Genomic DNA, 13,560 nt, shown 5'->3' with positions numbered 1-13,560 from the left:
TGGATGCAAGCATCCATGCATAGCAAAAAAACTGACACCATAAGGATCTCCAGAGGTGTCAGTTTTTTGTATTGGTTGCTACAAGTTCAGATACGGGGCAAACCCCTATACGTTGAAGCGGAAGTGCATGATGTCCCCATCCTTGACCACATACTCCTTGCCCTCGATGCGCAGCTTCCCTGCTTCCTTGACCTTCTGTTCGGTCTTGTAGAAGAAGAGGTCCTCGCAGTTGAACACTTCAGCCTTGATGAACCCTTTCTCGAAGTCAGAATGGATGACACCTGCAGCCTGGGGAGCCTTGAAGCCTGAGCGGAAGGTCCAGGCTCGGTTTTCATCGGAGCCAGCGGTAAAGAAGGTACGCATCCCCAAGGTGTGGTAAGCCAGGCGGACAAGGCCGTTCAGGGAGGACTCCTCCAGGCCGATAGCCTCCAGGAAATCCCGTTTGTCCGCTTCGGTCTCCAAGGCAGAGATCTCCGATTCAATCTTGCCGCAGATGACGATGACGTCTGAGTTTTCCTCCTCTGCGATCTTGCGCACTACCTTCACAAAACCATTTTCCTCGGTGATGCCATCCTCGTCGACGTTACACACATAGATGACAGGCTTGAGGGTTATGAGGTGCAGGTCGTAGACCACAGCCAACTCATCCTCATTGAGGTTGAGGCTCCTGGCAGGCTTGCCCACCTCAAGGCAGGTCTTCACCTTTTCCAGGACGGGAAGAACCTTCTCGTTCTCCTTCTGGGCTTCCTTGCTCAACCTGTTGAGCTTTGCCTGCTTGGCATAGCGGGTGCTTACCGTATCGAGGTCAGCAAGGGCAAGCTCGATGTTGATGGTCTCGATGTCGCTTGCTGGGTCGATCTTGTTGTTCACATGCACTATGTCTGTATCCTCGAAGCAACGTACCACGTGTGCTATGACACCCACCTCACGAATGGATGCAAGGAACCTGTTTCCCAGCCCTTCACCTTTGGAGGCTCCGGCTACCAGGCCTGCAATGTCGACAAACTCGAACGTTGCAGGAACGACCCTTTCGGTTGGGATAAGTTGGACTATCTTGTCCAACCGCTTATCGGGAACACTGACGATTCCTACGTTAGGATCGATCGTGCAAAACGGATAGTTCGCGACTTCGGCAGGGGCTGCCGTCAAAGCGGAGAAAATTGTCGATTTACCGACGTTGGGCAACCCAACAATACCGCAATTCAAACCCATATGTTAACCTCATTTACGCTCAGTGGAGCTCTAGGGGCCAGTGTATCATATATTGACTAGAGCGTTAACCATATCTATAGTTAAGCGCAATGGATATTGAACAGATTTCTGGAAATGACGATCCCACCATCAAGGGAAAACAGATACATGACATCGATACAGAACGGCAGAGAGCTATCCTGCTTGTTCTTGTTCCCTCAACAGAGGATAGGGTTCATGGAAAAAGCCGGGGCGAAGAGCTTGAGGCCCTGGTTGAGACCATGGGTGCCCGACCGGTATTCACCCTCGTCATCCCCCTGCGCGAGCCAAACAGTGCCACACTCATCGGAAGCGGCAAGGTTGCAGAGGTAAAAACCCTCATAGACACCCATGAGAGCGACCTCATCGTCTTCGACCGGACCATAAGCCCACGGGTACAGAGAAACCTTGAAAAAGAGCTGGAGTGCTGTGTCATCGACCGTGATGAGGTTATCCTGCAGATCTTTGCCGATAGGGCAGCTACCAAGGAAGCGGTCCTCCAGGTAGAGCTTGCCAGACTCGAATACTCGATGCCCCGACTCACCAGGATGTGGACAGGCCTCTCTCGCCAACAGGGAGGAGTGAAGGGAAACAAGGGTGAAGGCGAACAGCAGCTTGAACTAGACCGAAGACAGATCAAGGAGAAGCTTGTACTTCTCAAGGACCAGCTGAAGAAGGTCAAGCAGCAACGCACGGTCCAACGCTCACAGCGGGAGAACAGCAACATCCCTACTGGAGCCATCGTCGGGTACACCAACAGCGGCAAGTCCTCCCTGCTCAACGCCCTTTCACAAGCAGGGGTACTGGTGGAGAACAAGCTCTTCGCAACCCTTGACCCAACCACCAGGATGGTAAAGCTTCCTGGAGGTGTGGAGATTCTCCTTTCCGACACGGTAGGCTTCATCAGCGACCTTCCCCACGACCTGATCGAATCCTTCAAGAGCACCCTTGAGGAGGCAAAGTTCGCTGACTTTCTCATCATCGTCTGCGACGCTTCCCACCCTGACATGCTTGGCAGCTATGCCACAACGGTTGCAGTCCTGGAGGAACTTGGGTGTACAGGGAAACCTGCCATCGTGATGATCAACAAGATGGACGCCGTGCATGATGAATTTGCGGTTGCAAGGCTGAAAAGCATGTATAGCACAGTGGTCGAAACCTCGGTTCTACACGCCCAGGGCCTGGATGTGCTGTTGGACCAGATCAGCAAGACACTGCATGAACTCTGTCCAGTCTCCTTCTACCTCATCCCTAACTCCCGCTACGATCTGGTGGCACACATCAGGCGTTCAGGGCAGATTCTTACCATCGAGTACCTCGATGCGGGCATCAAGATCAGCGCAAGGATCCTTGAACGGTTCCAGAGTCCCCTGGTGAATTTCCGCCTAGAGGACGAGTAGATACAAGTGAGAAACTCTTACTTAAGCATCTACAGGTGAATATTTCTTACTTATGCATCTACAGGTGAATTTTATTATTTATGCATCTACAGGTGAATTTTATTATTTATGCATCTATAAGTGAATATTTTCTATTTATTCACCTAAGAATGAATTTTTATTAGACAAATACCAGGAAAGACACTATACTCATTTTTTGGAAGGAAAGAAAAATGAGTGAGAACAAAACTCTTTACCTAGCAATCATTGCAGACATAATAGACTCGAAAAGTATCGAAAAAAGAAACGAAGTTCAGGTCAATCTCAAAGAAATACTCAATAATATTAATGAAAAATATAAAGATGCTATTGCCTCAAATTTCACCATCACATTAGGTGATGAATTTCAAGGCGTCTTACACAAAGGATCCGATGTGATGACTATCCTAGAAACCATCCAAAAGGAAATGCATCCAATAGCTCTTCGTTTTGGAATTGGCCTAGGTACCATAAGCACGGCCCTTGATCCAAAACTTTCTCTTGGTGCAGATGGAAAAGCTTACCATCAAGCAAGAAAAATGATTATTGAAGTAAAAAATATAGAGAAACAGAAAATGAAACCAAAGACTAATATCCTCATTGGAATTGAAGGGAATGAAAGAATCGCGAAGCACCTGAACACAATTCTCAAGCTCAGTTGGGCAATACAAAGCACTTGGAGCAATCGACAGCGGGAAATTATCGCGGAGGTACAAAAAACGGGTGGAACACAAACCGACATTGCAAAAACCTTAGGAATAGTCCAATCAAGTGTGCAGAAAAGCCTTGCCAATAGCCAGTATTATACCTTCATTGAAGCAATGGAACATATCTCAGAATCCCTTGCAAAACTCATGGAGGAATCAAATGTTTAAAAATCTATTCATCCTCTTTTTGAGCATACATATAGTAGGAGATTTCTATTTGCAAACGGAATTTTTGGCCACCAAAAAAATCAGTGCCTATAGTATGGTCTTACTTCATTGCTTTATATATTTGCTTGGAGCAGTAGCTGTCTCTTTAGTTTTTTCTGGCAGAATTATCATGTATGCTTCCCTTTTGATGAGCTTTTTGCACTTTGCCATTGATACCGTCAAATTTTTCCTAACAGTGAAAAGGAAAAGCAAATCAGAAGGACTGATTTTTATAGTCGATCAAACGTTTCATTTACTCTCAATAGGTGTTGTAAGTATTATCCTTGTCAACTATTCAATTGCTATTCGCCCTACTATCCTTGGTCTTCTTCGCGTCATCAATAGTGACCCTTACCAGCCATTACGCTGGTTATCAATGATTGCTCTTGTTGCAAAACCAGCCAACACCTTCATCAAAAAGGCTCTCATTGTTTTTAAACCGCATGAAGAAGATCATACTATTCAAGGAGCTGGAGGATGGATTGGAACGCTTGAACGAACCCTCATGCTCATATTCCTGAGTATGGGGGAATTTGGGGCTATAGGATGGGTCCTTACTGCAAAATCTATAGTCAGATACTCCAAAATCAATGAAGAAAAACACTTCGCGGAATACTATCTGTGCGGGACATTATTAAGCATGGTCTATGTGATAGGAGTCTTTTGGCTTTCATTTTCTTAAACTAAATAATTCCATAGCAACCAAAGACAAACCAAAGAGGTTGCCATCGAAAGCAACGGCAACCTCTTTTTTCCTAGAAAGACCAATCTTCTGAACCTAAAAGCGGTACATCGCTCCAACATATGAGTAGACCCCAAGGAAATTTGTCTGATACCCCTTGAGTATCCTGAAAGCAGGTCCCAGACGGAAATAGATATCTACCGGGAAAACATCATCAGCAAGGCTGTAGGTTATTCCAACCGGGGCAACAAGGGAGAGTTCAACCTCATTGTTGTAGAGCCCAACTAAGGCACCGCCGCCGACAGTCAGGTCAAACGGCACATCACTGATGGCAAATTCCCAGACCTTGAAGTTGGCCGTCACATCCCCATAGAGGGCACCCCAATAGAATTCATACCCTATACCTGCAACGATATCCAACATATCGTTGACCCGATATTGGGTGGCGGCTTGGGCTGAGGTTCCCAAGTTTACCCCAACAGACCAAGAACCGTTTGAAAGGGGAGCTGCAACGACCGGTGCAAGGACCAGTACGACAAGCATCCCGATAAGAGCCATGCGTTTTTTCATTCTTTCCCTCTTTTTGGCTTAGTAGCCATATATGATACCAAAAGCATACCACAGGTTCTTTTGGTTTTCCAGAAACAAAATACAAGGGATACCAAGAGGGAAAATGGGGGAAACAACGAACAATGCAGGAGCGTCACACCCTTGGTGGCTGGACTTTCCTATCGAACCCTTTTCACGAAAAATGCCGCCCAACCAGTATAGGTCAAGCGGCAATTCAGGCGGGAAGAGTGTTGCTTAGTTAAAGCGCCACAGGGCTCCCAGATATCCACTGAATCCCAAACCAAGGCCGACGGTACCACCTTCAATGATCTTCAGGCCAGGAGCAATCCTGAGGTAGATATCCACGGGTGCTGACTCAAAATGGTAGACAACCCCGAACGGAACGAGGAGAGCAAAATCCACCTTTTCTCCATCCTTCAGAGGAATCCCAACATAGGCACCAAGGCCCATCGTTACATCAAAATCAGCCTTTTCAATGCTGAATTCACTGATCTTGTAGTTTGCAGCCACATCAAAGGAAAGGTGGGAAGTCCCAAAATTATTGAGCCCGAGGTTTCCGATGATATCAAAATCCCTATTGGCCCTATACTGGAAGCCAAGACCTGAGTTGGTTCCAAGATTGAGGCCTACTGCATATCTGCTCTGGGCAGCACTGGAAGTATTCAGCGAGGCTGCAGAGACAGGGACCAGAACAAGAACAATGAGAATCATTGCCATCAATACATTTTTTTTCATTCACATTTCTCCTATGGAAAAAATTTTTACGAGTAATTCTCTTAAATATAACATATATACAATATCTTTCCTACAGCGCCAAGCAGAGTCACCAAATCAGCGTTGAAAATTTCCAGCGGAAAAGCCACACGGTCTGGCTTTTTTTGGCAATCCTCGGTACCATACAAAATCAGAGGAAGTGTATAGAACCATGAACAAACACCTAACCATCAGAGGTCTGATCGTTGGCCTTTTGGGCCTTGTAGTAATTACCGCAAGTTCCATGTATGTCGCCCTTCGTATGGGAGCCCTCCCCTGGCCGACCATCTTCGTGACAGTAGTCAGCATGGCCGCCCTGAGCAAAGCCAAGAACTCCTCCCTGCAGGAGATCAACGTCACCCATACCATCATGAGCAGCGGCGCCATGGTCGCAGGCGGCCTTGCCTTCACCCTGCCCGGTCTTTGGATGATCGCCCCCGATGCATCCTTCTCCACCATCAAGCTCATTGTGCTCACTGTGGTAGGGGCAATCCTAGGCACACTCTTTTCTGCAATATTCAGGAAGAAGCTCATCGAAGAGGAGAAACTTCCCTTTCCGATGGGACGCGCTTCCTACAACACCCTCCAGGCCAGCGTAAAAGGCGGCCATGGGGCAAAGACGCTCTTCGCCTCCATGGGGGGCTCGGTGATCTTCACAGCCCTTCGTGACGGCTTTGGAAAGATCCCGGCACTGCTGACCATCTTCAAGGGGAGTGCCATCCTCCCAGCCTTCTCCATCTGGGTCTCCCCGATGGCCATGGGCATCGGAGCCATCATCGGCCCCCTCTTTGCCCTGGTGTGGTTCGGAGGAGCCATCCTTGGCTACTACCTGCTCATCCCCATCGGCTTGGCTAGCGGCCTCTTCTCCTCCATGGCAGAGGCTGACATCTTCCGTTCCAACCTCGGCATCGGGCTTATGATAGGAACTGGTCTGGGTGTATTCATCAAGGCCGTCATCTCCAAGGCCAAGGAGACAAAGAAGACCAAGGATTCCAAGAAGATGAATAGCAGGACCCAGAGTATGATTCTCCTTGTCCTGGTCCTTGCCATAATCCTACTCTCCTTGGGAACCGACATCAGCTTCTTTGAGGCCATCATCGTCATCGTCGGCATCTACCTTACCACCTATCTCTCAGGAATGCTCACAGGCCAGACGGGCATCAACCCGATGGAGATCTTCGGCATCCTGGTCCTGTTGGTGGTTCAGCTGGTTAGCCACCCCTCCCTTGTCGCATCCTTCAGCATCGCTGCGGTCACCGCAGTCGCTTGCGGCCTTACCGGTGATGTCATGAACGACCTGAAAAGCGGATACCTCCTGGGTACCGATACCAGGCAGCAGTTGCTTGGGGAAGGGATCGGAGGCGTCGTCGGGGCTGTGCTATCGGTCTTTGTCCTTTTGATAATGAAGGCTTCCTTCGGGGGCTTCGGCACCCTGGAGCTCCCTGCCCCACAGGCAGCAGCGGTGGCTGCAATGGTAGGTGGGCTCAGCAATGTCCCGGCCTTCCTCGCAGGATGCGCGATCGGGCTCGCACTCTATTTGAGCAACCTGCCATCTGCTACCCTGGGCCTGGGGGTCTACCTTCCCATATACATCTCCTCGATCATGGGTCTTGGGGCAGTCCTCTCCTCCCTTATCAAAAAAATCTTTGCCAAAAAATATAGCAAGGAGCGCCTTGGTGAGGAATCTGGGCTCGTTGCAAGCGGTTTGCTTGGTGGCGAAGGAATAACAGGGGTAGCCATCGCTATTCTTTCGATGCTCAAATAGGTATACTCACACCATGGAACAAGAGAATAAACTACCGCTGTCCCTCTACGGCCTCAATGCAGAGAATCTCAGCGAACTACTACAGCTACCCAAGGCTTTCTACGGAAGACAGATGTATGCTTGGCTCATCAAGGGAGCAACCTCCTTTGATGAGATGACCAACCTCCCCAAAGAGGAGCGCGCCCGCCTGAAGGAGATAATGCCCTCCTTCTGCTCATCAACGGTTGAAACCAGCGAGACGGACGAGAGCGGAGCCACCAAGATGGGCATCCGCCTCCATGATGGACTGGTTGTCGAGTGCGTATTGCTCATCGACAAGAAGGGCCGCCACACCGCCTGCCTCTCAAGCCAGGTTGGATGCGCGATGGGTTGTACCTTCTGCAGGACCGGTACGATGGGACTGCTCAGAAACCTTGCTACCGAGGAGATCATCGAACAGTTCATCCACCTTACCAGGGCAAGTACCCAACCCATCACCCACATAGTCTACATGGGCATGGGCGAGCCACTTGCCAACATTGCACCCGTCACACGGTCGATACGGTACTTCCACGAGGAACAAGGGTTCAACATCAGCTTCAGGAGGATAACGATCAGCACCTGTGGCATAGTCCCAGGCATTCTCAAGATTGCCGAACAGAAACTGCCGGTCAGGCTGGCCGTATCCTTGGTAAGTGCAGAAAACAGGATCCGTGACAGGGTCATGCCGGTTAACCAGAAATGGAATCTCAATGAACTGAAGAAGGCCCTCTTGCACTACCAGCGCCTTATAGGCAAGCGGTTCACCATCGAGTACTGCCTTTTGCACAACATAAACACCGACGAAGTCTCTGCACAGAAACTCGCCGACTATGTCAGGACCCTGGATGTGGTGGTAAACCTCATTCCCTGGAACCCTGCAGAGGACATGCCCTGGGAGACCCCTTCCGAAGAAGAGGTTGATCGCTTCACCCACTATCTTGACCGGCTCCACATCAAGTATACCCTCCGCCGATCACGGGGCAGGGAGATCAACGGTGCCTGTGGCCAGCTTGCAGTGCCCCTCAACAAGGGCATGGAGTACGATTTCCTTGATGACGAGGATGACGAGGAATAACTCGCGCTGCCGTACCATCATGAGCACCGTATACCCAGAAACCTTCTGCTTTTGCAGAAGGTTTCTTATGTTGGCAACATCTGGTGGAAACAAGGCTACTCGATTCCCATGAAAATGGTCCTGCTACAACTTCTTCCAGAACGTCTTGCAATCCTTCTTGTCATCGATGTTGAACTGGATGATCCTTTGCAGAAGGGCATAGTCGACCGCCTCAACCCACTTGATGCGAAACAGGTTAATGGTCTGCGTGTACCCAGCTCTCTCGATCTCCTCTGAGAATAGCTTCATCCCTGTCACATCTGGACTGACAGAAAGATGATGCTTTGCGACACTGAAGCTTATGATGAAGGTCCCATGGTCGGTGAACATGGGTTGGTTCCAGGCAATCTTGGGCACAAGGGACGGGAAGGTAGCATGGACCCAGGAGAAGACCTCCTCTGTCCGATTCCTGCTCCGTTGATCCTCTATCGTTGCCAGAAATGGTTCAAATACTTCCATGGTCCTCTCCTTTGGCCTGCCTAGTTGCAAAAGTCGTTCTGTCTCCAGAACGTGGTGCACGCCTTCTTCTCTTCCAAGTTGAACCGGATGATCTCTTCAAGCAACCCATAGTTGACCGGCTGCTCCCATTTGATGCGCATGAACTTTGCGCCATGGGTGTACCCTGCCTTGAGGATCGCCTCGGAGAAGTGGCGGATGCCCCCCCCTTCGGGAGCGAGTGCAAGATGGGGCTTGGCCACACTGAAGCCTATGATGAAGGTCCCATGATCGGTAAACATCGGCTGGCCCCAGGCAAACCGGGGAACAAGGGTGGGAAATGTTTTCTGAACCCAGGTGAGGACCTCTACACTCCTCCTCCTATGTTCCGGGTCTTCAATGGCTTCAAGAAATGTTGCAAACTCTTCCACGATGAGCTCCTTGGCTACAGGTCAGATATCCTTGAACTAAATCATAGCGAATCACTTGGTTTTATACTAGATTAGGAGTGCTCAACAGAGAGCGACTGCAGAACAGAAGGCCCAAGCCAAGGGCCAGTGCAATGGAGGCAACCCCCAATGCGAGTGAGAGGTTCCTTTCTGCCAGAAATCCCAGGCCCAAGGTCAGGAACAGCTCCATCAGCGACCCAATGAGCGAGTTCATGCTTAATGATGTAGCAAGATCGGGTCCTTCGCAAGCCTTCGCTGTTACGGCAAGATAGACAGGCTGCACCAGAGTTGCCCCAAGTCGGACCAAGACTGCTCCCAAGACCACAACCACTACCCCTTGCATCGACCAAAGAAGTGCTAGGCCAGAGAGGGAAAGCACGAAGGAGAACAACGTCAATGCCCTTCTTCCAAAGTATGAGGTCAAAGGAGAGGAGAGGTAGGAAACAGTTGATGAGGTTATGACCAGCAGCAGAAAAGGGAGCCCAAACGCCGAGAGGGGAAGTCCTACTTTTGTATAGCACAATTGCACAAGGAACACCGTCACCACCTGGTTTACCCCAAACAACAGGGTATTGCCGCTGACATAGAGCAACAAAAGCCTATCCCTGGCCAAACGTCCCAGGGTTTCCACAACCCCTGTGTAATGAGAGGAAAGAATATTTTGCACCACAGGCTCCCTCGGAAGGGCAAGGATGAAGAGCAAGGCGATGAGATGGCTGACTATGGTAAGAAAGGCACTCTGGACGAAAATCTCCGAGAAGAGGGGAAAGATCAAGGCAACCACCAACAGGCCCAGGAAGCTGCTGCCCTGGTAGTATCCAAACTCCTTTTGCCCTGCATTGCAGCGATGAAGATAGGCAATATCGACACCACTGAGGGCACTGAAGGCGATGGCGAGCAGGATCCGTTCCATCAGGAAGAGTGAAAATCCATGGGCTGCAAAAAAGACAATCTTGGAGATGAACAAAACCAGAAAGGAGAAGACCAAGGTACGTCTATACCCTATCCTATCGGCAACATACCCCCAAGGGATCTCAAGAGCCATCATCAAGGCCAGGCTAAGGGCCTCGATGAGGCTCATCTGCCATACGGAAATGCCTCTACTTTGGCGGTAGAGTGTTGCTACAGGGGCATAGAAGACCATGCCAGAGAAGAAGGCGCTGAGATTCATCAGAACCACAGCCTTATGGGTTGTATTTTGCATGGGAGGCTCCAACTATTTGACCGACAAAGATAGCCCAAGCAGAAAGCCTGGGAAGAAGGTACTCTTCGATCTGGTTAGCTGGGTACGTGCATACTCCTAAGGTATGGCAAAAAAAGCTGAAGGGCAAGACCGCAGCCCTGCCCTCCTATATGAATATCCATGAGTAGTAAGCTCTAGGTCACCTACTCAAGAATGGCCTTGATCCTTCTGATTCCAGCCGAGGAGGACTGTTCCTTGAGAATCTTGAAGTGGCCCATCGATGAGGTATTCTCCACATGGGGACCGCCACACACCTCCTTGGAGTAGTCTCCGATGGAGTAGACCTTCACCTGTTCGCCGTACTTGCTCTCAAAGAATGCAATGGCACCGGCCTCCTTGGCTTGCTCGAGGGTCATGCTCTCAACAGTAATGGGGAGGTTTCGTGCGATCTGCTCATTGACCATATCCTCAACCTGCTGGATCTCTTCCTTCGACATCGGAGAGGGGTGGGTAAAGTCAAACCGAAGGCGGTCAACAGTGATGTTTGAGCCCTTCTGTCCAACATGTTCGCCCAACACGGTCCTCAAAGCCTTGTGCAGCATGTGGGTTGCCGTATGCAAGGCAGTGGTCTTGTCGCTATGGTCAGCCAAGCCGCCCTTGAACTGGTGTTCGGCTCCGCTACGGCTAATTTCCTGATGTTTCTCAAAGGCTGCCTTGAAACCCTCTTCGTCAACGCTAAAGCCATGCTCATTGGCAAGCTCGCGTGTCAGCTCCACGGGGAAACCGTAGGTATCATACAACTTGAAGGCGGTCCTTCCGCTCAGCTGGCGGGAGGTTCCCTTCAGCAGGTTGGGAAGCATCTTCTCAAACTCCCGTTCGCCCTTCTGCAGGGTTTCGGAGAATTTGGTCTCTTCGGCGGCAAGTTCCTTGAAGATGAACTCCTTGTTCTCCTCAAGTTCAGGATAGGGCTGAGCATAGAGACCAAGCACGATGGTGGCAAGTTCGCCCAGGAAAGAGCCCTCGATGCCAAGTTTGTGTCCATGGCGGACAGCTCGCCTGATAAGCCTTCTGAGGATGTAGCCCTGCCCAACATTGGAAGGGGCCATCCCCTTGGGGTCCCCAAGGATGAAGACGCTGGTGCGCACATGGTCAGCAAGGATGCGGATGGAGATGTCAGTCTCCTCATCATTTCCATAGGTCTTTCCACTGAGCTTCTCGATACCGGCAATGACCGGGGTAAAGATCTCAGTCTCGTAGACAGACTTCTTTCCCTGGAGGATTGCGATGGTTCTTTCGATGCCCATGCCGGTATCGACACACTTTCTCTCCATCTCGGAGTAGGTGCCGTCGGCATTCTTCTTGTAGCCCATGAAGACATCATTCCAAATTTCAAAATACTTGCCACAGGAGCACCCTGGGCGGCAATCATCGCCACAGGCCTTTCGTCCTGTATCGATGAACATCTCGCTGTCCGGTCCACAGGGGCCGGTCTCGCCAGCAGGACCCCACCAGTTGTCCTCTCGGGGAAGGAAGTAGATCCTCTCCTGGGGAATGCCATGGCTCATCCAGGCTGAAGATGCAATCTCATCACGAGGGACCAGGTCATCCCCCTCAAAGACCGTGACGGAGAGCTGGCTTGGATCGATTTCCAAAACCTTGGTCAGAAACTCATAGCTGAACGCGATGGCTTCCTTTTTGAAGTAGTCCCCAAGGGACCAGTTGCCCAACATCTCAAAGAATGTGAGATGGTGGGGATCACCAACCGCCTCGATGTCACCGGTACGGATGCACTTCTGGTAGTTGGTCAGACGCTTGCCTGAAGGGTGGTCGGAGCCCAGGATGTAGGGTACAAGCGGATGCATACCGGCTGTGGTAAACAGGACAGTCGGATCATTTTCAGGGATCAGGGAAGCACCACTGATCTGGACGTGGTCCTTTGATACAAAGAAATCAATATATTTCTGTCGTAGTTGGTTAGCGGTTAGTTGGTTTTTCATATGTGAGATAGTAGTACCCCCAATGAATGCATGTCAAGGCAGATTGGAGTTACTAGAGGGAGAACAGGTCGAGTTGCACGCTCTTTTGGGTAACTTTCCCAACTTGCTCCTTGGTCTTCACAGCCTTCTCCAAGACCCGTGGGATATCGGTGGCGTGTTTTACTACAAAGACCCTGGGTTTGTTGGCGAACTGCTTTGGCCAAAGGAAACTATGGTTGTCCACGCTGCTCTGGTAGATGAAGAGGTACTTCTTCTGTTCCAAGGCAAAGGATGCCTGTCGTACAGCCCCTCCACCATCACGGTCCTCAACCACAACCGAGGCCATGGAAAGGGCACTCATCAGGCGGTTGCGAAGCAGGAAGAACCACTTCTGTGTTGCCGAGCAAGGGGCGAACCTGCTCACCAATGCACCACGCTTCGCGATCTCTTGCTGCAAGAGCGCATGCTCAGGAGGATAGCAACTGTTCAGGGGGGTACCGAGGACTGCAAAGGTGGGAAACCCATTGTCCAGGGCACTCTTGTGCGCTATGCCATCGATGCCAAGGGCGAGGCCGCTGGCAACTACATACGAACGGTTTCCTATCGCCATGGCAGAGAGTGAGGCAAGCTTCTTTCCTTCCAGGGAAGGACTTCTGGTACCTATGACTGCGATCGAGGGCTGGCAAAGCAGCGAAGCATTGCCTTGCACATAGAGGAATCGGGGACAGTAGGCAAAGTCATTGACCTGCTTAGGCCAGAGGGGATGCTCCCAGGTGAGCACCTGTACAGAACTGTCCATGGCTTCAAAGGCGGGCAGACAGTCATAATAGGCCTTGCTGAGAAGGCCCTGGTCGATGTTGAGCAGGGAGGCATACTCGCCAAGATGAAGTAGAAAGGGCTCGGTTGTATCGAGTAGGATGAGGGCCTTGGAAAAGGCTTCAAGAGCCTTGGCCTCGGAATTGTTGGCTACCTTGACCAACGTCTCATAGTTTAGTGCCTGATGCCATGTACGATCCATAGGTCCTCCGTCCGAATTCTATCACGAGGGCC

General features: G+C 50.5%; 13 protein-coding genes. 5 read left to right on the top strand and 8 right to left on the bottom strand.

Annotated elements, in window-relative coordinates; all coding sequences use genetic code 11:
* Positions 1–105 precede the first annotated feature (105 nt).
* The gene (ychF, locus tag ROJ03_RS02360; RefSeq protein WP_313725383.1) at positions 106–1,212 is read right to left on the bottom strand and encodes a redox-regulated ATPase YchF; all 1,107 of its coding nucleotides are present in this window, start codon (positions 1,210–1,212) and stop codon (positions 106–108) included.
* Positions 1,213–1,301: 89 nt separating this feature from the next.
* On the opposite strand from ychF, the gene hflX reads away from it, so the two are divergent.
* From hflX to ROJ03_RS02345, 3 genes are all read left to right on the top strand, one after another.
* On the top strand, positions 1,302–2,630 hold the full coding sequence (hflX, locus tag ROJ03_RS02355) for a GTPase HflX (protein ID WP_313725382.1): 1,329 nt from the start codon (positions 1,302–1,304) through the stop codon (positions 2,628–2,630).
* 212 nt (positions 2,631–2,842) lie between these two features.
* Positions 2,843–3,523, top strand: coding sequence for a SatD family protein (locus ROJ03_RS02350; protein ID WP_313725381.1), 681 nt, complete (start codon positions 2,843–2,845; stop codon positions 3,521–3,523).
* Positions 3,516–4,244: a DUF3307 domain-containing protein gene (locus tag ROJ03_RS02345; protein WP_313725380.1), complete on the top strand. Its 729-nt coding sequence runs from the start codon at positions 3,516–3,518 to the stop codon at positions 4,242–4,244. Before ROJ03_RS02350 ends, ROJ03_RS02345 begins: the two co-directional genes overlap by 8 nt.
* A gap of 96 nt (positions 4,245–4,340) precedes the next feature.
* On the opposite strand, the gene ROJ03_RS02340 is transcribed toward ROJ03_RS02345, so the two are convergent.
* Both ROJ03_RS02340 and ROJ03_RS02335 read right to left on the bottom strand, forming a co-directional pair.
* Positions 4,341–4,814 carry a hypothetical protein gene (locus tag ROJ03_RS02340; protein ID WP_313725379.1) on the bottom strand — a complete coding sequence of 158 codons (474 nt, stop codon included), beginning with the start codon at positions 4,812–4,814 and terminating at the stop codon, positions 4,341–4,343.
* A gap of 234 nt (positions 4,815–5,048) precedes the next feature.
* Positions 5,049–5,549 (bottom strand): hypothetical protein, encoded by a 501-nt coding sequence (locus ROJ03_RS02335; protein ID WP_313725378.1) that lies wholly within the window; start codon positions 5,547–5,549, stop codon positions 5,049–5,051.
* Between the two features lie 190 nt (positions 5,550–5,739).
* Here ROJ03_RS02335 and ROJ03_RS02330 point away from each other — a divergent pair, with 190 nt between their 5' ends.
* Together ROJ03_RS02330 and rlmN are read left to right on the top strand one after the other, a co-directional pair.
* Positions 5,740–7,332, top strand: coding sequence for an OPT/YSL family transporter (locus tag ROJ03_RS02330; RefSeq protein WP_313725377.1), 1,593 nt, complete (start codon positions 5,740–5,742; stop codon positions 7,330–7,332).
* Between the two features lie 13 nt (positions 7,333–7,345).
* Positions 7,346–8,428: a 23S rRNA (adenine(2503)-C(2))-methyltransferase RlmN gene (gene rlmN / locus ROJ03_RS02325; RefSeq protein ID WP_313725376.1), complete on the top strand. Its 1,083-nt coding sequence runs from the start codon at positions 7,346–7,348 to the stop codon at positions 8,426–8,428.
* 123 nt (positions 8,429–8,551) lie between these two features.
* On the opposite strand, the gene ROJ03_RS02320 is transcribed toward rlmN, so the two are convergent.
* The 5 genes from ROJ03_RS02320 to ROJ03_RS02300 all read right to left on the bottom strand — a co-directional run bounded on the left by ROJ03_RS02320 (position 8,552) and on the right by ROJ03_RS02300 (position 13,528).
* Entirely contained in the window at positions 8,552–8,926 is a 375-nt protein-coding gene (locus ROJ03_RS02320; protein WP_313725375.1) for an iron chaperone, read from the bottom strand.
* Positions 8,927–8,946: 20 nt separating this feature from the next.
* On the bottom strand, positions 8,947–9,333 hold the full coding sequence (locus tag ROJ03_RS02315; RefSeq protein ID WP_313725374.1) for an iron chaperone: 387 nt from the start codon (positions 9,331–9,333) through the stop codon (positions 8,947–8,949).
* A 61-nt stretch (positions 9,334–9,394) separates the two neighbouring features.
* Positions 9,395–10,555, bottom strand: coding sequence for an MFS transporter (locus ROJ03_RS02310; RefSeq protein WP_313725373.1), 1,161 nt, complete (start codon positions 10,553–10,555; stop codon positions 9,395–9,397).
* A 182-nt stretch (positions 10,556–10,737) separates the two neighbouring features.
* Positions 10,738–12,531 (bottom strand): alanine--tRNA ligase, encoded by a 1,794-nt coding sequence (locus ROJ03_RS02305; protein WP_313725372.1) that lies wholly within the window; start codon positions 12,529–12,531, stop codon positions 10,738–10,740.
* Between the two features lie 52 nt (positions 12,532–12,583).
* On the bottom strand, positions 12,584–13,528 hold the full coding sequence (locus tag ROJ03_RS02300; protein ID WP_313725371.1) for a DNA-processing protein DprA: 945 nt from the start codon (positions 13,526–13,528) through the stop codon (positions 12,584–12,586).
* Between the last annotated feature and the right edge of the window lie 32 nt (positions 13,529–13,560).

This window comes from Sphaerochaeta sp. PS (assembly GCF_032144095.1).
Taxonomy (GTDB): domain Bacteria; phylum Spirochaetota; class Spirochaetia; order Sphaerochaetales; family Sphaerochaetaceae; genus Sphaerochaeta.
Note: the sequence above shows the minus strand (reverse complement) of the source record. Positions and strands in the feature narration are given on the sequence as shown.

What these genes read in the sequence shown, in the direction of transcription:
- ychF (WP_313725383.1), bottom strand. Translation starts at nt 1,212, where the DNA reads ATGGGTTTGAATTGCGGTATTGTTGGGTTGCCCAACGTCGGTAAATCG.
- hflX (WP_313725382.1), top strand. Translation starts at nt 1,302, where the DNA reads ATGGATATTGAACAGATTTCTGGAAATGACGATCCCACCATCAAGGGA.
- ROJ03_RS02350 (WP_313725381.1), top strand. Translation starts at nt 2,843, where the DNA reads ATGAGTGAGAACAAAACTCTTTACCTAGCAATCATTGCAGACATAATA.
- ROJ03_RS02345 (WP_313725380.1), top strand. Translation starts at nt 3,516, where the DNA reads ATGTTTAAAAATCTATTCATCCTCTTTTTGAGCATACATATAGTAGGA.
- ROJ03_RS02340 (WP_313725379.1), bottom strand. Translation starts at nt 4,814, where the DNA reads ATGAAAAAACGCATGGCTCTTATCGGGATGCTTGTCGTACTGGTCCTT.
- ROJ03_RS02335 (WP_313725378.1), bottom strand. Translation starts at nt 5,549, where the DNA reads ATGAAAAAAAATGTATTGATGGCAATGATTCTCATTGTTCTTGTTCTG.
- ROJ03_RS02330 (WP_313725377.1), top strand. Translation starts at nt 5,740, where the DNA reads ATGAACAAACACCTAACCATCAGAGGTCTGATCGTTGGCCTTTTGGGC.
- rlmN (WP_313725376.1), top strand. Translation starts at nt 7,346, where the DNA reads ATGGAACAAGAGAATAAACTACCGCTGTCCCTCTACGGCCTCAATGCA.
- ROJ03_RS02320 (WP_313725375.1), bottom strand. Translation starts at nt 8,926, where the DNA reads ATGGAAGTATTTGAACCATTTCTGGCAACGATAGAGGATCAACGGAGC.
- ROJ03_RS02310 (WP_313725373.1), bottom strand. Translation starts at nt 10,555, where the DNA reads ATGCAAAATACAACCCATAAGGCTGTGGTTCTGATGAATCTCAGCGCC.
- ROJ03_RS02305 (WP_313725372.1), bottom strand. Translation starts at nt 12,531, where the DNA reads ATGAAAAACCAACTAACCGCTAACCAACTACGACAGAAATATATTGAT.
- ROJ03_RS02300 (WP_313725371.1), bottom strand. Translation starts at nt 13,528, where the DNA reads ATGGATCGTACATGGCATCAGGCACTAAACTATGAGACGTTGGTCAAG.